This window comes from Paenibacillus sp. PAMC 26794, from assembly GCF_000316035.1.
In the GTDB taxonomy this organism is placed as follows: domain Bacteria; phylum Bacillota; class Bacilli; order Paenibacillales; family Paenibacillaceae; genus Paenibacillus.
Window position 1 is genome coordinate 1 of the sequence record NZ_ANHX01000018.1, and the last position, 16842, is coordinate 16842.

Consider the following 16842-nt stretch of genomic DNA (forward strand, 5'->3'; position numbering starts at 1 on the left):
GATTTTTTCTATCTTCTCCGTTACCGTGTAAATGATTAGTTCAACTTATATAGATGGTAATAAGCCTCAGTTTCACAGAACTTGGTCAAGCCAGTCATAGGCTTTCGCTCCGCTAATCTCATGTCCACCTGTAAAGAAATCCGCATCCAGTGATTCTGATGCTCCCGCCTGCTCATATATGTGTGTCAAACGGGCATACGCCTCTCTCGCTGCATGGATTGGGAACACCTGGTCATCACTTCCGGCTTCAATAAAAAGTGGCCTAGGCACAATCAGGCCGATGATATCCGGTAACTCCGCTTCACGCAGGATACCTGGCACATAGTTGTCCAGACAATGGTTCCGATCCAGTATGCTGCCCTGGAATGTACTTGCATAACCGCTCACTACAGCTACACGGAACCGTTCATCCAGCGCGACTGTAAATGCGGTCACCAGACCACCACCCGAGATACCCATGCTTCCGATTCGCTCCGAATCCACTTCAGGCCGAGTTGAGACATAATCCAGTACTCGTGTTGTTTCATACACCCTATGCCCGGCGAGAGTCTTCCCTACCATGAGCAGATGGGCAGCAATCTTCGTACAGGAACTTGCCCCTGGTGGCGCATCGCGGTCCTCTTCCAATCTTCGATCACCAAATCCGAGCAACTCTGGAGCCGCAACCACATATCCACGCTTCACAAGAGCTACTGCAAAGTCCTTGTGTAATCCAGGCTCTCCTGTCCGTGGCGACCCATCCGGCTCCATGCCCGATATCTCTCGGCTACCGTAGCCATGCCCATGACAAGCAACGATAGCAGGTCTCTTGTTTTCGATAATGCTTCCATCACCCGGAATTAATAAATACACAGGCATGCGAAGTCCTGCATAGGTCGTGATTTCAATCCGCTCCCGAATATATCCGTCACATGTAATGCGCTCCAGTAAGACAGGATTCAGTGCCGCCGCCATCGTGGGGAAACCGCCCAGCCGTTCTTTCACGCGAGTACGTAACTGACTGCGCCATAACTCCAGGGGTTGATCTGCATGATACGCGGAACGACCACGAAGATTCGTTTGTTGTTGTAAATAGGCTTCAATATCCGACATGGGCCTGTGTCCCTCCTGTTTTTCGTAGGATAACGTAGATGTAAGACTGTCATATGGAATTAATCCCATCCATTATAGAACATCTAGGTCACCCATGAATTGAACATGTTTGCCTGTTTTGAATGGAATCACACGATTTCTAGCCAAAAAAAGGATATCTCCAACCTGAAGACAGGTTACGGAAATACCCTTCATTTAATCTGACCCGGCAACCACCAGTTCCACCTGCCCATTAATTTCATCAATGCAGGCACCAGTATTAGACGAATTAATGTAACGTCAATCAACACCGCTGCCGTGATTCCGATCCCTAACTGCCTCACACCTGCGACTTCAGCAAAAGCAAACGGCACGGTCACCGCAAGCAGAATGGCCGCTGCGGAGGTAACCAGACGACCTGTAGAAGCCAATCCCTGTTGGACAGCCACATCACTGTCTCCGGTTCGTCTATATACTTCCTGAATACGGCTCAGCATAAACACACCATAGTCCATGGATATGCCAAACACCAATCCTGCAATGAATACAGGAATCATAATGGCAATGGCTGACGGCTCCATCCCCAGATGTCCTTCATTGAACACCCACACCAATATGCCAAATGAAGCGGCTAAGCTGAGCAGGTTCATCAGAATTGCCTTGATTGGAATGAGCATCGATCGGAATGCTGCCAGTAACACAAGATAATTGGTGACCACTACAAATACCAGCACTTTGGGCAGTTGACTTGTGACTTCCTGCATTATTTCATACTGCTTGGCAGCTTCCCCACCATAACGTAGTTTTACATTGTTGGAACCTGGTGCATGATCGCTATTCCTCATTCGTTCAAGCCAGTCTGCGACCTGCTCCGACCCGGGCTCCCCGTACACGGTGGCTATCAATCGAATCGAATGATCAGAGACCGTTGAACGCAGCCATGCCTTCCTTGTTGACTCCTTGCCTTCTATGGAAGAAGTGAGCGACGATGGTGGAATCCGTAAAAGGTTTTGCGAGCCATTTTGATTCGGCTGTAATAGGCCCCATGGTGAAACAATGCTCAATACATCTGAGTCCTGCAGTAGTTGACGGGCTTTGTTGTGGGCCATCTGCCAGTGATTGGCAGTCAACAGTTCCTGCTGTCCGCCAATCACGATCTCGATGGCGGAGGTATTCTTTTGCCCCAAATCATGTTGCAACTGCTCTGCTGCCTGGCGGGACTCCATTCTGACTGGCAGTGAAGAGGCATCCGGGACGGACAGTTCCAGCCGGGTCACTGGATAAAGAAACAGGATCAGCACAAACGTACCTCCGATTGCCATGCTAAGTGGTCGTTTCATGACCATCGCTGACCATCGATGCCAGACCAAGCGTATGGGTAACGAACGGACGGATTTTCGTCTGAAGACACGATCCGCAGACAGTGACAGTAGAGCTGGCAGCAGCGTAACATTTAACAGTAGCGATAGGAGCAGAACAATAATGGCCCCCAAGGAGACACTCAGAAACATCGGCAGTCTGATCCAGAGCAGACCCAGTAGCCCAAGGAGTACGCAGGCTGCCGAGAACAACACTGCTCTGCCTGCTGTGCGCAATGTTCGTTGAAGAATCTCGCTCCGCAGAACCTCGCTCTGCATATCCAGACTGCTGCCCGTAACGTTAGCTTCGCCTTCATCTTTATAGGCCCGCTGAAGTTCTTCCCTGTACCTGCTCAGGATGATCAGGGCGAAATCTATACTGAGTGCCATGCCCACCATGGGAATCACGTTAATGATAAAGTTGGACAATTCCAGATGATAACCAAGGAGTGACGTGACTCCCATCGCGGTAATCACAGCACTGATCCCCATCATGACAGCAATCAATGCAGCATATAGCCCCCTGAATGCAAAACACAAAACGATCAGGGCAATCGGCAGGCCCACCATCTCTGCCCGTTCCAGATCACGAAAGCTCAGATGATTGACATCTTGCTGCACAACTGCCTTTCCCGTCAATTGCACCGTACCTGGACCGTCTGTTGCCAGCACGGCGCGCAACTGCTCCAGTGGGGGACCCATCTGATGCGCGGGCACATCCATTTTCACAAGGGCATATGCCCTTTGATCTTGCAGAGTCACCCTTTGGCTACCATCCAGAGGGGAGGTGATAGAAGTTACCGCAGGCAACACTTGAACCTGTGTCAAACGATCCTTGATCCACTGCCGGAACTGTAACGGCGAGGTATTTTCCTTTTTCTCAAAAACCAGAATAACCGGATCAGCAGGAGAACCGAATTCGTCCTCCAGAACAGCATCAACTGCTTGCGCATCCCCGTGAACCCGTTTTAATCCGTGATCCTGAACAATGTCAGGCAACCTCCATGCCCAGACCGCTGACATCCCGATGATAAATACCCAGCAGAGAATAATGAACCGCGGATATCGGCTGATGAAGGCAGCAAGTCTGCGATAACCCATACCTAAGCTCCTCTGCGATCAGATTAGTCATTCGATTATGCTCATCGGTAAGATCATAAGCACATTCATACACTTGCGGTGTATATCTCCTTCACTCGGGTTCGCGAACTATTGGATGCCATGATTCACAGGTGTTCTGTTCGCTATGGGGGCAGGGATGTATGTAAAATGAAGTAACTCTGCTGTCAGTCCCGGGCCAAAGGCCAGCGCTATCCCGCTGGAATGCTCTTCCTTCTGTCTGTAATCCTCGCGGATGGCTTGAAGAACAAAAAGAATCGTCACCGACGACAGGTTGCCATAATCCCGCAGGATGTTTCGGCTGTAGGAGACCTGCTCATCTGTCAACTGATACAGCTTCTGAACGGCATCCACGATGCCTCTGCCTCCTGGATGGATCGCCCATATGTCCGGTAAACCGCTCCCCTCCAGCAACCGTTCTACCTCTGGACCGAGATGCAAACCAAGCAGCTTCGGAATCTGTGGTGACAGGTAGAGATCGAAGCCTGTATTGCCCACTTCCCAGATCATTTCTTCTGCACAATCCGGGAGCAGTGTTGAGTGCCCACGACCTAGTCGAAAACATTCATTGCGGTCTGTTCCGGATGCACCAATAACACAGGCAGAGGCACCATCCCCGAAGAACGATGCGGCATACAGGTCGTCCCGTTTGGCAGATGGTTGGAAGTGAAGTGTGCATAGTTCTACACACACGATGAGAACCGTAGCCTTCTGATCTGTCGTTACAATGGAATTCGCCAGTTGGATCGCCTTCAGACCGGCTGCACATCCTTGAAACACCAGTGGAATCCGGTTAATCTGCGGTGACAGTTCAAGCTGCTGGATCAGCCGAACATCAAGTCCTGGCAGGAATTGCCCCGTGCAACTCACCGTAATGAGATGTGTAATTTCCGAGTGGGATACGTCTGCATCCTGAATGGCCTGTCCCGCCGCCTCCAGACCAAGTGGAACAGCAGCAGCTTTGTATTTGCCCATACGCTCGGATGTAGTCGGAACCTCCTCCGCACTGGTAAAGGGTAAATATCGGCAAGAATCAACAGGCTCAAGCAGATTCGGTTCACAGGTATAACGAGTCTCCACACCGCACTGATTAAAGATTCGCTTGGCCCACCTTCTCGCATCCGGCTCATGTTCCAGCGCTTGCGCCAGACGAGCAGACACATCCTTCTGCTCAATACGGTGAGCAGGCAACGCCGTTCCTACTCCCATAATACTTGCGCCTATAGTTCCCTCAAGCTGGTTCATCGGCTTAACCTCCCTATATAGTACGTGCCCTTCGTAATCAAAAGTGGGCTTTTTAAACAACCTATATATAAAATAGGTTCATATGACATGTGCAGGATATAGTACAAGTCTATTCACTACCTGTCCCGTTTATGTTCATATCACAAGCAAAGGCAGACAACATATGCGAGTTTCGCACATGCTGTCCGCCTTTGCTATCTGTCAGAACTATTCAGGCCGAATCAACGTGAATCTCTCTCCAAGCTTGGCATAATCATTACCCGCCAGTCGGCTGACTGGTTTCAAATGATCCATCAGGATATAGCCCTTGTCCGGATTGTAGACTTGTTCGCTGAAATGATACTGTACAATACGTACCAGCAGCAGGTCACTCACCGGTTTGCCCTCATCATTCGTGATGGGAATGTGCTGATACAGCTCACACTCCATCCGAATAAGTGCTTCCTTTATTCCTGGCACAGCAACCTTGGTACTTGGCACTGTAGTCAGTTTTGTCCGCTCAAGCTCACTTTCGTGGGGTTCCAGTATGGCTGCTGTCTCATTCACTTCTGTTATGATTGCTTCATCACATATATGCACGACCAGTTCTTGCTGAGCAAGCACATTACGTGCAGTATCTTTCATAATGCCGTCTTTACGTGCAATGGATATGGATAACAGCGGCGGGTCCGAACTAACTACATTGAAGAAACTGAAAGGCGCTGCATTAATTACACCATTCTCATATGAAAGTGTCGTCACAAAAGCAATTGGACGTGGCACCACCGAACCACTCATCAGTTTATAGTTGTCTCTTCCCGTTATTTCACGTGGATCCAATGTATACATATGTAAATATCCCCTTCCATGCTCATGTTACGTTAAACTGGTTCAATTACGTTACTTTCTCGTTATTATATATCCATATCTGTTCAAAAAACAAAAAACGCCTTGATGCTCATGGCATCAAAGCGTTTAAACGACTGTCTCGTATATGTTTGGTTGTTACTTCACAATACTGCTTTGAATATCTTGCAGAATTTGCGTATTTGCTTGAACGCCACTGTACAACCAGCTGCTTGTACTTTCAAATTCAAACACATTACCTGTCTTTACAGCAGGAATGCTCTGCCATACGGCATCTTTCAGAGCTTCTGAACCTGCTCCCTTGTCACTGTTCACCAGGAATAGATAGTCTGCGTCCATTTCTGCAATCTTCTCCAATGAAATCTCAGACCAGTTACCCGTTGCCTTCGCGGATGCTTCCTTCACAACATTAGGCTCTGCAAGTCCAAGTTCATTGTACATCACTTCACCACTGGAAACATTGTTGCTTACAACATAAAACTTGTTATTGAACAACCATAACGCTGCGGCGGATTTTGTTCCTCCAGTAACAGCAGTTACTTTTTCTTTGATTTCCTTTGCTTTGGCATCATAATCGTCAAGCGCCTTCTGTGCTACATCCGATTTGTTCAGAATCTCACCGATCTTGAGCAGAGCCTGACGCCAATCCTTGTTGACCTGATCTCCGAGTACATAAGTAGGGGCAATTTTGTTGTACTGTTCGTATTTCTCCCCTTCAACTGTACTTTCAGAACCCATAATAATCAGGTCTGGTGAGAAACTGGCCATGGCTTCAAAAGGTAGATCACTTGCAATGCCAGGTATGCCATTCAGATCGTTTTGCAGATAATCCTGCAAGCCACTGCCGTTGTTGATGGACCACTGTGCTGCTGGCTTAACACCGAGTGTAACGAGATGGTCTTCCAGATAAGACGCGATGACACGCTCAGGGTTAGCCGGGATGGTAACCTCGTGTCCCATTGCATCTGTTAAAGTGCGCTCTGTAGCGGCTTCTGTTTGTGTCTCTGTCTCCGTTGTTGTATCGTTCTCTTCTGCTGCTCCATTCTCTGCCGTCCTTGTTCCACACGCGGCCAACCAGATGGACATAACCATCACCGTAATCAGAAGAATGATCATCTTTCTATTTTTCTTAAGCAATTTGTTAACCCCTCTCATTTCATTATGAAAACCTTATTCGGCCTTATTGTGACAGATTTCAATGTTCAAAAATATCGAAACTATTATTGATACATATAATATCCGTATGTACATTTGTCCAATTCCATTGACAATGATAATTGTTATCAGTTCAGTTGTCAATTCGATTATGTGCCGAGCGGATCATATAAAATCTTCTTGACGGCACTCACATATAGGCGGATGCCGCCATATGCTGAATGCAGAATACGACGACAGGAAGGATGTTCTGTACATGTATTACGAATATAACCCTTATCTAAGTTATGGAGAAGACCGTTCCTTTCAATTGCCTCCACTGTTCCCAGGAGGTGGCGGCGGCACACCGGGTGGTCCGACGTTTCCGGGTATACCTGGCGGTCAAGGCTCCTATCCTCCATACATTCCAGGCGGAGGACCCGGTCCATATATCCCCGGAGGCATTCCAGGTACAATCCCGGGTACAGCACCGGGCGTACCCACTCAACTGACTCAAGGCAATTTGCCCACCCTGCTTAGTGCCTATCCTCGTCCGGTAGGTCAGCCTCCGGCAGAAATGCTTTTTCTGTATAACCTGATCAAAAGCAGCCCCGGTCTGCTTCCGCTCTTCCTCCAGCAACAGCCGCAAAGTCTCACTCAAGCTGTGCAATTTGCACAGACTGGTGCAGCGGCACCACGAGATAACGAAGAACGTGCACTGCCCAACTTTTGCTACAACCGATGGTCCCTTGTCTTCACATACAATGATGTCTACCTGATGTGGCCTGCAATTAATCTGTTTGGTTTTGTGGTGGGGTACTTCTATCCATTCCTCACGCCGGGTATACTGTCCAATACACAGATTTTGTTTGCGCTCTGCTAAACCTGTCCTTACTTACAGCAAGAGCCTCACTTGGAAGCATAATTCCTTCCAAGTGAGGCTCTTGTTCGTTCTTTAACCCAAAGTAACTTTACACTATTTTAAGACTCCATAAACGCAAGGTGTTCAGAATCAGTACCTTTAACTCAACACTTGATCGTTCTGGCGCTTCCTTCCTCTACTGACCATTAGGAAGTAAATCACCAAGGCACCGAGATCAGCACACGCGATAACGATTCCCATTGGCACAGCTGTTCCTTCTCCTCCGAGACCTACGAGGGGAGCGACAATACCACCGAACAGGAACGTCATCACACCAATAAGCGCAGACGCACTGCCTGCCGATTTCTCCTGATTGGCCATCGCCAAGGCGAAGGACGCGGTATTGACTAACCCAACACTGGATACCACCAAAAATAACGGAATCAGTACAGAGATTAGATTACCTCCAGCCAGAATCGCGATGAGCAGTGAAGTTCCTCCCAGCGCCGCGGTTAGCAGCCCCGCAATTAACAGGCGGGTTTCAGATACTTTCCCTGCAAGTCTGCCCGCAACCTGACTAGCCAGAATAATGCCCAGTCCGTTTATGGCGAAGCAAACACTGAACATTTGCGGGGATACCCCGTATATTTTCTGAAGCACAAACGGTGAACCGGATATGTATGCAAACATGCCAGCCGCTACGAAACCCTGGGTCAACGCATAACCCATAAACTGACGATCCCCCGCGATTTGGCGAAACGTAATTAATGTCTGCTTCAATCCACCGCTTGATCTGCGGTTGGAAGGTAATGTCTCCCCAAGACCGAAAATGACAGCCAACAGCGTCAGTATTCCGATGAGGCTAAGCAAAATAAATACGCCGCGCCACGACGTATACGTCAACAATTGTCCACCAATGATCGGTGCAGCAATCGGGGCTACGCCGTTAATCAGCATTAACAGGGAGAAGAACCGTGTCAGTTCCGGGCCCGAATATACGTCTCTGACGACTGCGCGCGAGATGACAATCCCGGCTGCTCCGGCCACCCCCTGAATGAATCGCAGCACAACAAAAGAGCCCATCGTAGGGCTGACCAGGCAGAGTATGGACGCGATGGTATAGAGCACAAGTCCTGCAATGAGCGGTGTTCGCCGACCACGTACATCACTTAGAGGTCCGGCAAGCAACTGACCAACCGCAAGTCCAATCATACACGCCGTCAGACTGAGTTGAGCATACGAAGTAGATGAACCGAACTCATCAGCCAGCGTGGGCAATGCAGGCAAATACATATCCAGGGACAACGGCCCGAAGGCCGATAGCGTCCCCAGAATTAATGCCATTCGCACACGTGATGTAGCGTTTGTGTTCAATGAAGCTGTTGTACTTTTCATCAAGTACTACTCCCCGCTACCCAGCAGCTTGAGCAAGTTGGACGGCAGTGTGAACTGTTGGTTGTTAATAATAATACGGCGCAATTCTTCTTCATCCCGCTCGTTATCAGCGTCCTTGATCTCCTGAATTTCCCGGTGAAGTCTCTCCATCTGCAGATCGAGTGCATTAGCAGAGTCCGCTGCACTTTTCAATTCCTTAGTCAAACGTTCAGGAACGTCTTTATTGTATTTGTAAAAGATTTTATGCTCTAGACTCGCCCAGAAATCCATCGCGATGGTACGAATCTGGATCTCCACACAGGCACGTTCCTCACCATTGGACATGTACACAGGCACTTCCACCAGCAGATGAAGACTTTGGTAACCGTTTGGCTTCGGATTCTCGATGTAGTCTTTGACTTCTAGCACGCGCAGGTCACTTTGGTTGCACAGCATATCCTTAATACGATAGATGTCCGAGATAAAGGAGCAGGTAATGCGTACTCCAGCGATATCCTTGATATTTTCTTTGATGCTCTCAAACGTTAACTCGTGATTTTTGCGAAACATCTTGTTCATTATGCTCTCAGGTGATTTCAGTCTGGACTTTGTATGTTCAATTGGACTGTAATCATGCAGAGACTGAAATTCTTCCTTCAGGACTTCAATCTTGGTCTCCATTTGATCCAGAGCAAATTTATAGATCATCATAAATCTGGTAATTTCATATTTGAATTTCTTAAATTGATCGATTGGATGTGGAGCGTTCATCATGGCTTTCTCCCTTTCTTTCTACACACTAAAGTTAGTTTTATGAATATGAGGACAGCGGTGAATCCACATGTCTCCTGAACCATTATAAATCATATGGAGCCAATAAACGAATTTCTCACATTTGGGCTGGCGATTCAGCCTGGAAGGTATGGGAACTTATTTTACGCGCATCCTATAGAAGCATCCCTGTCATTTGGCACGCAATTATTAATAAAAGAGGTGGATTTTCCTGCTCTATCAAGTGACGTATTCATCCGATACACTTCGAGTTAAAGCTTATTTATACCTGCCACAAGGTTGTTCATTACCTGATATCACGACATATGAAACTTCTCATCCCGGCTCTGTCTCCTCTTCCTTCCCAGACTTCGCTTCCATACATAAGTCTCTACATCTGCAACCACTCGCCAGCCACTACCCTTCTGCAAAAATGCATGATACGGATAACATACCGGAACAGTGGCCAGTTCTGCTCTATTGTCGCGGCGGACTTGGCAGCTATGGCGGGGTAAATACCGTTTGGCTTGAGCAATTTGTACATAAAGGTTATATCGTGTTCGCCCCATCCTATCGTGGCAATGAAGGCGGTGAAGGTCGTGACGAGTATGGAGGGAAAGATGCCGAAGATGTGCATGCCGCTTACCGGTTAGTTCAGCGTTTGCATTTTGCCGACTCGACTAGGATATCCTTAATGGGGTTCTCCCGTGGAGCCATTAATGCTGTACATACCGCAACTACCTATAATGAGGGACCGGCCAAAGTACATAAGTTAGTTCTTTGGAGCGGTGTCTCCGATGTGGAACGCACTTACCATGAGCGAACCGACCTGAGGCGCACATTGAAACGGGTGCTGGGTGGTTCCCCACGCGCAGTTCCGCAAGCTTATCTCGCCCGTTCTCCCTTGTCAAAAGCGAACAAACTATCTTGCCCCGTGCTAATCATGCATGGTACATCAGATACACAGGTGAATTATAGTCACGGAACCCGAATGTATCACTGGCTTAAGCGGCGAGGTGCGGATGTCACATTTCACGCTTATGGCGGGCAGGATCATCATTTTCACGAGAAAATACATCAGTCAGCGGTGAACAATATGTTTGATTGGCTCGCTGCACCTTAAGTCTTGCGCGATGAATTTCATTTTGAAGATGCATGGGTTATGGCTGTATACTGGAGGAGCTACGTTTTTTTGAAAGGACGGATAGGATGAATCAAAGCACCCTCCAAAAATACGCCATGCTGCTTCTCTGTATGTCTGCCGGAATGGTGGACCTGATCGGATATCTGGGACTGGGGCATGTGCTCACAGCCAATATGACGGGAAATATTGTACTGCTCGGTATTGCCATCGCCCGTGCACAGGAATTTGTCGTGCTGCGGTCATTGCTTGCTCTCATCGGTTTTATTGCCGGCAATGCCATTGCAGCACATATGGTTGGACCTGTGCAGACCAAAAATGGCTGGTCTTCTAAGGTCACCACCGTATTTACTGTTGAAAGCATATTGCTCCTGCTATTTGCAATCGCCATGATTAGTCCATTTTCAGAACAACTGTCCTATCTGTTAATTGTCATCCTAGCCGTTGCAATGGGGATGCAAACAACTGCGGCACGCCGCATTGGAATTGCTGGCATCTCAACAACCGTGCTCACCAATAATTTGGCCGCTGTGGTTGAGGATACCGTAAACATCCTCAAAAAGCTGCGACATGCCAATATCCAATCGTTAGCCAAAGCCTTGTCCACAGACTCCTACCTTCGTGCAGGTGCTGTTGTTATCTATTTGATCGGCGTCATTGCAGCCGCATTGTTATTCCACCGTGTGCCCATGATTGCAGTCTGGATTCCTGTCCTGATCATTGGCGGCGTAACCCTATACGCCCGATTACATGCATGGGGAACCTCACAACAAAGCGAAAGTTAATAGCTGAAGAAGCACCCTGTTCATTTTCAAGAGGCTGTTCAAAAGTCCGCTTTAGGATACTGAAAATGGGTCTTTTTGAACATGGACTTTAAGTTATTTTACGCACAATCACGCTATTTATTTCATCAAAGCAGCTTCTTGGCGGATAAGCTTGACCAGATGCTGTGCAGCAGGTGATAATACCTCCCCGGCTCGTGTACATACGGCAACCGTATTTCTCAGCTGTACACCTCGAACGAATACACGTGCCAGCCTGCCTTGCTGCACATCTTCCTTCACAACCAAAGAAGATATAAAGTTGGCCCCATAACCTGCCTTCACCGCACTGATCGTTTCATTCAGCCCGTTGAACTGAAGCGCAATACGGGGAGCGGCCAGGTTATTTGTTGTGCAAAGGGAAACGAGTCTCTCACGCGTGGCACTGCCTTCTTCGCGCATGATGAACGGCTCTGCCACCATCTCATGCAGCTCGATTTCTTTTCCCGCATACGGATGGTCTGGATGCACAACAAACCACATCTCATCGTCAAACAATTCGTCCCATTGGACACCCGCATGTGTAATACCACTTCCGCCATACACTGCAATCTCTGCCTCATAGCGAAGTAACTGGTCAAACGCCATCCGGGTGTTGGTTGTGCTCACAACGATCTCCACATCCTCGTGCATTTGCTTAAACCGCGCAATCCAGCCCGGCAATAGAAAATTCGAAGGCAAGTAGGTTGCCGTAAGACGGATCAGTCCTTTCTTGCCCTCCCGAAAATCCTGCACAAAATTCTCGACATCCTGCTCCAGCATGAACAGACGTTCCGCATAACCTGTTAACTGTATCCCCGCATCCGTAAGCACCAGTCTTCTTCCCTCCGAAACAAAAAGCTGGATTCCTAATTCACGTTCAAACTTCTTCACCTGAGAAGATACCGCAGGCTGACTAATATTCAGTTCCTCTGCGGCACGAGTGACCCCACCATATCTCACGATGGCATGAAATAATCGTAATCCATGCAGATTCATGTGTTACACCTCTTCCACGTCAAATACATAATCTAAAGTTATATTATCATACATAATATATATTTTATTTATATATCTGCTCCATTTATAGTTGAAATATGAAATCCAATACAAGAAACAAGGAAAGGAACATATGAACATGAAAAATATAAATACAACCGACCTACAACATACCTGGACTCAAGTCGACGACTACATGAATGATCTGCTGGTTCCCTCGGATACCTTGTTGAAGCAAACACTGCAAACCAATGCCAAAGCTGGTCTGCCCGCTCATGACGTAACACCGAATCAAGGAAAGTTACTCCAGCTCCTGCTTCAAATCCAAGGCGCCTCCCGTGTACTTGAAATCGGCACACTAGGTGGATACAGTACCATCTGGATGGCAAGAGCGCTGCCTGAACACGGACGCATCGTCTCACTGGAATCGGAATCACACCATGCAGACTTGGCCCGAGCCAATCTCACACGAGCAGGACTGATGCACAAGGTTGACCTGAGAGTTGGTCCTGCCCTAACCACCCTTCCCGATGTTCAGGAAGACTACAGGGAACCGTTTGATATGATCTTCATCGATGCTGACAAACCGAGTAATCCCGATTATCTGAGATGGGCCCTGCGACTGACTCGGCCGGGGAGTCTTATTATTGGTGATAATATCGTCAGGGACGGTGAAGTGATCCGCACAGACAGCACAGACCCCAGAGTTCAGGGCGTTCGATCATTCCTGCAGTTGATCGCGGATCACCCTCGACTTGAAGCTACAGCACTGCAAACGGTCGGTAGCAAAGGTTACGATGGATTCGTCATTGCTCGTGTGATGGATGCCCCTGAACCAAAATAAACAGTGGTCAATTCTTCCGCAAATTCCCCTTTCCTGTTAAACTGGAATCACTGCACAGGCAGACTGGGGGGAACCACTTGAGAGTTTTACAACATATTAATGATGAAATTCGCGGCTGGTCCCGCAATATTCAACTGTTTTTCCTGGCTAGCATTCTGTATCAGATCGGAAATGGCATGTTCTCTGTCTTGTACAATCTGTACATTCAGGGTCTGGGCTATAATGATACAATGAACGGCCAGATAGTAAGTATTCAATCACTCGCAACAGCCATTATGTTTGTTCCTATCGGTCTATGCGGTGATCTGTTCAGCCGCAAGCGATTACTCATTACAGGGGCGTTATTCAGCGGAATCTTTCTGATCGGACGCTCCTTCGATTATTCGGCTACAGGACTGATCTGGTTCGCGGTATTCTCTGGCCTTTTCGCTGGGGTGTTCCAAGTACTGGCCATTCCTTATCTGGCGGAAAACGTCAAGAAAAGCCAGCGGCTGAAAATGTTCAGTTATTATTCATCCCTTGTGCTGGCTTCCCAGGTGCTTGGTAGCCTGGGTGGCGGCGTATTCGCAGATTTGTTACATACGGCAGGACTCGCCAAAGTGACCGGATTGCAGACGGTTTTATTTGTCGGTGGTGCAGCAACACTAGCTGCATTTATTCCACTGTTATTTGTAACCGAAGGCAAGGCTGCTCCGCAGACAACAATTCCGGCGCAACCCGTTCTTCAACCCAATGCGGATCTAAAAGAAAGTTCAACGAATACCCCAAGCACGGACGATTCGATCACGAAGAAAAAAGATTCCCGACTGATTGGTCAGTTTATAGTGACTCAGTTGTTAATTGGATTAGGTTCTGGACTGGTTGTACCGTATCTGAATCTGTATTTCACCAATCGGTTCTCGGTTTCTCTGAGCGGCATGAGCTTACTGATTGCACTTGGTCAGATTATGACGATTGTATCCATGCTGATTGGTCCTACCCTGGCGGCAAAGGTCGGAAGCGTAAGAGCCGTTGTCATTTTCCAGGTCATGTCGCTACCCTTCCTTCTATTAACAGGCTTCACCAATCTGTTGTTCATCGCTTCGCTCAGTTTCTTATTCAGACAAGCATTGATGAACGCAGCCAATCCCATTCATTCAGCCATACTGGTGGATCGGATCTCGGACAAACGCCGCGGCATTGCCAATTCACTGATGCAGACCTCGTTCATGATCGGTTGGGCTACCATGGGACCTGTTCAATCCTATCTGGTCACCACGTACGGAACGTATTGGGGTTATGCGATCACATTCAGCATCACAGGCTGTCTATACGTTATTTCATCGTTGATGTACTTTGTAATGTTCAAAGAACCCAAACCTTCCGCTACGACTCTCGCAGGATCCTAACCGGTAGGCTAAACGGATGGATCAGATGAGTATCATGGCACATGAAGTGAATGCCGATCTTTCGGTTGTATCCGGGTACCAATTGTTTCGGATTCTATTTATTTTCTTCATCGTCTCTTCTGTACTGAAGATGATTCTTGTACATATGCTAAAGGGAAAGAAAGCTAAGCCCTCACTTCAATGATCATATTTTGTCTGATCTCATGCCAAAGAGAGTATCCATTTGATGTCACATCCTGCGGATACTCTCTTTTACTTGTACAGACTCTACTTCAGCATTTTGCCTCATTCAATTTTAAGCATAATGACTACTTATGAATAAATTCGGTTGTACATCCAGCCTACAATGCCCACCGTAACCACTGTTGCCCCAATAATAAATGCATAATAGCCAATCTTACTTTTGGACTCCGAAGTCTGATGGTCATAATAATCCGAGTTACGTCGGTAAAACCCCATCCATAACTCTCCGATCATATTCACTACAACCAATACAAAACGTTTAACAAGCCCCATGGATTCGCGTCTCCTCTCTCTAATCAACCTTCTTCCCTATTAAGTATAATTATCCCAATTCATTAAAACAACCTACTCATATTACCTTTGGTGCAGTTTCCTGCTCCAACCAGGTTAGAATATCAAATGCTTCCTGATCGGTGCTACCACACATCTCTTCCTCAGCTTGCAATCCACTGCATACAGCAGGACGATCTTTTTGTCCAAAAATTCCGCAGCGATTATCATCCGTAAGCTGCACACAACGTACACCTGCCGGCTTGCCATGAGCCATGCCCGGTATCGGTGATGATATGGAAATCGCGATACAACATGCGGCACAGCCTGTCCTGCATTCCATACGTATTCCCTCCTGATTTCAATACTTATAGTACTTACAATACGTGTTCAAAAAGAAAAGACCGGTTTTCAGTACCAAGAAGATGGGATGAATTCCATATTCGATGCTGATGATGCCATTAGGCATCCTTCGTAATCAAAAGCGGACTTTTTGAACTACCTCTTAACTATGAGCGATTTATCCAGGTCCAGGTTCGAGCTAGCCCCTGCGCGATTCTCCGATTCATACTTCGATTGGAAAAATACCCCCCATGACTTAGCGGATTCCAACTCATAGCCACGCCGCCAGAGTTCACTTCAATATCTTCTTTGACCGCTTTCTCATAAGCAGGGTCAATGGGGCGTAACGGATAACCCAGAATATCATCCCGATCATAGAAGTTCACCCACTCCCCTTCCAGCCCGGCATAATACTGATTCACATGGGAAGAGGGCACCTGAATTGGGCAACTAAAGTCATGATAACGCAAACTCCATAAGGGCAGGGTTGTACCAAACGAGTAAAAATTGGTCAGCGTGTCTCCCCGTTCCAGAGCCGAGTTCACATCCACAACCTCAGGAACACGACTGGAGGGATATTGCAGATCGTAGAAGAAGTTACTGGCGATTACGGCACCCAAACTATGGGCAACCACACAGAGCGGAGCTTCCGGTCCATTACGCTGTGCAAGGGTATGCATCGCCTGATTCAACGTTCGATGTACGGCATCGTAGTTATGACCTTGATTTTCCACAGGTTGATAAGCAACCGCATCAGCCAGGTAATGGATGACAAATCGGCGCAACGCCTGAAAGTTCAATCCCGGAGAGCTGACGAGCTGTTGAAAGAGCGCCTCTTCCCGCTCCTCAAATACATCCGCCCAATATACAGGTTCGATATCCAGCATCTGTTTGGAGGCTCCAGGCAAGACCATTACCTTGTCCAATTCCTTATGCAAACAAGCAATCAGCTTGTCCGCGTACCCATCCTTCCGCATACCCAGCCCATGAATGACCATCACCGCAACTCGTGTCATGGCTCTCCTCCTCATCGAT

General features: G+C 47.8%; 17 protein-coding genes. 6 read left to right on the top strand and 11 right to left on the bottom strand.

Going from position 1 to position 16842, the window contains the following annotated elements; translation table 11 throughout:
• Positions 1 to 72 precede the first annotated feature (72 nt).
• The 5 genes from D829_RS0110565 to D829_RS0110585 all read right to left on the bottom strand — a co-directional run bounded on the left by D829_RS0110565 (position 73) and on the right by D829_RS0110585 (position 6776).
• Entirely contained in the window at positions 73 to 1092 is a 1020-nt protein-coding gene (locus D829_RS0110565) for an alpha/beta hydrolase family protein (RefSeq protein ID WP_017688858.1), read from the bottom strand.
• A gap of 191 nt (positions 1093 to 1283) precedes the next feature.
• On the bottom strand, positions 1284 to 3530 hold the full coding sequence (locus tag D829_RS0110570) for an MMPL family transporter (RefSeq protein ID WP_017688859.1): 2247 nt from the start codon (positions 3528 to 3530) through the stop codon (positions 1284 to 1286).
• Positions 3531 to 3638: 108 nt separating this feature from the next.
• Positions 3639 to 4793, bottom strand: coding sequence for a type III polyketide synthase (locus D829_RS0110575; RefSeq protein ID WP_017688860.1), 1155 nt, complete (start codon positions 4791 to 4793; stop codon positions 3639 to 3641).
• 207 nt (positions 4794 to 5000) lie between these two features.
• Entirely contained in the window at positions 5001 to 5621 is a 621-nt protein-coding gene (locus D829_RS0110580) for a flavin reductase family protein (protein WP_017688861.1), read from the bottom strand.
• 156 nt (positions 5622 to 5777) lie between these two features.
• Complete coding sequence (locus D829_RS0110585; protein WP_017688862.1) at positions 5778 to 6776, bottom strand: ABC transporter substrate-binding protein; 999 nt, start codon at positions 6774 to 6776, stop codon at positions 5778 to 5780.
• Positions 6777 to 7008: 232 nt separating this feature from the next.
• Here D829_RS0110585 and D829_RS0110590 point away from each other — a divergent pair, with 232 nt between their 5' ends.
• Positions 7009 to 7656 (top strand): hypothetical protein, encoded by a 648-nt coding sequence (locus D829_RS0110590; protein ID WP_017688863.1) that lies wholly within the window; start codon positions 7009 to 7011, stop codon positions 7654 to 7656.
• Between the two features lie 138 nt (positions 7657 to 7794).
• Here D829_RS0110590 and D829_RS0110595 read toward each other — a convergent pair whose 3' ends face one another.
• Both D829_RS0110595 and D829_RS0110600 read right to left on the bottom strand, forming a co-directional pair.
• Positions 7795 to 9030 carry a multidrug effflux MFS transporter gene (locus D829_RS0110595; protein ID WP_017688864.1) on the bottom strand — a complete coding sequence of 412 codons (1236 nt, stop codon included), beginning with the start codon at positions 9028 to 9030 and terminating at the stop codon, positions 7795 to 7797.
• A 6-nt stretch (positions 9031 to 9036) separates the two neighbouring features.
• The gene (locus tag D829_RS0110600) at positions 9037 to 9780 is read right to left on the bottom strand and encodes a GTP pyrophosphokinase family protein (protein WP_017688865.1); all 744 of its coding nucleotides are present in this window, start codon (positions 9778 to 9780) and stop codon (positions 9037 to 9039) included.
• 244 nt (positions 9781 to 10024) lie between these two features.
• Here D829_RS0110600 and D829_RS0110605 point away from each other — a divergent pair, with 244 nt between their 5' ends.
• Both D829_RS0110605 and D829_RS0110610 read left to right on the top strand, forming a co-directional pair.
• Positions 10025 to 10903: a prolyl oligopeptidase family serine peptidase gene (locus D829_RS0110605; RefSeq protein ID WP_017688866.1), complete on the top strand. Its 879-nt coding sequence runs from the start codon at positions 10025 to 10027 to the stop codon at positions 10901 to 10903.
• A gap of 86 nt (positions 10904 to 10989) precedes the next feature.
• Complete coding sequence (locus D829_RS0110610) at positions 10990 to 11706, top strand: YoaK family protein (protein WP_017688867.1); 717 nt, start codon at positions 10990 to 10992, stop codon at positions 11704 to 11706.
• 117 nt (positions 11707 to 11823) lie between these two features.
• On the opposite strand, the gene D829_RS0110615 is transcribed toward D829_RS0110610, so the two are convergent.
• Positions 11824 to 12720, bottom strand: coding sequence for a LysR family transcriptional regulator (locus tag D829_RS0110615; RefSeq protein ID WP_017688868.1), 897 nt, complete (start codon positions 12718 to 12720; stop codon positions 11824 to 11826).
• Between the two features lie 139 nt (positions 12721 to 12859).
• On the opposite strand from D829_RS0110615, the gene D829_RS0110620 reads away from it, so the two are divergent.
• From D829_RS0110620 to D829_RS33380, 3 genes are all read left to right on the top strand, one after another.
• Positions 12860 to 13564: an O-methyltransferase gene (locus tag D829_RS0110620; protein WP_152417004.1), complete on the top strand. Its 705-nt coding sequence runs from the start codon at positions 12860 to 12862 to the stop codon at positions 13562 to 13564.
• Between the two features lie 77 nt (positions 13565 to 13641).
• The gene (locus tag D829_RS0110625) at positions 13642 to 14952 is read left to right on the top strand and encodes an MFS transporter (RefSeq protein WP_017688870.1); all 1311 of its coding nucleotides are present in this window, start codon (positions 13642 to 13644) and stop codon (positions 14950 to 14952) included.
• Between the two features lie 25 nt (positions 14953 to 14977).
• Entirely contained in the window at positions 14978 to 15136 is a 159-nt protein-coding gene (locus tag D829_RS33380) for a hypothetical protein (RefSeq protein WP_241230761.1), read from the top strand.
• 128 nt (positions 15137 to 15264) lie between these two features.
• Here D829_RS33380 and D829_RS0110635 read toward each other — a convergent pair whose 3' ends face one another.
• From D829_RS0110635 to D829_RS0110645, 3 genes are all read right to left on the bottom strand, one after another.
• The gene (locus D829_RS0110635; RefSeq protein ID WP_017688872.1) at positions 15265 to 15468 is read right to left on the bottom strand and encodes a hypothetical protein; all 204 of its coding nucleotides are present in this window, start codon (positions 15466 to 15468) and stop codon (positions 15265 to 15267) included.
• A gap of 76 nt (positions 15469 to 15544) precedes the next feature.
• Positions 15545 to 15808: a YkgJ family cysteine cluster protein gene (locus tag D829_RS0110640; RefSeq protein WP_017688873.1), complete on the bottom strand. Its 264-nt coding sequence runs from the start codon at positions 15806 to 15808 to the stop codon at positions 15545 to 15547.
• Positions 15809 to 15974: 166 nt separating this feature from the next.
• Positions 15975 to 16823: a hypothetical protein gene (locus D829_RS0110645; protein ID WP_017688874.1), complete on the bottom strand. Its 849-nt coding sequence runs from the start codon at positions 16821 to 16823 to the stop codon at positions 15975 to 15977.
• Between the last annotated feature and the right edge of the window lie 19 nt (positions 16824 to 16842).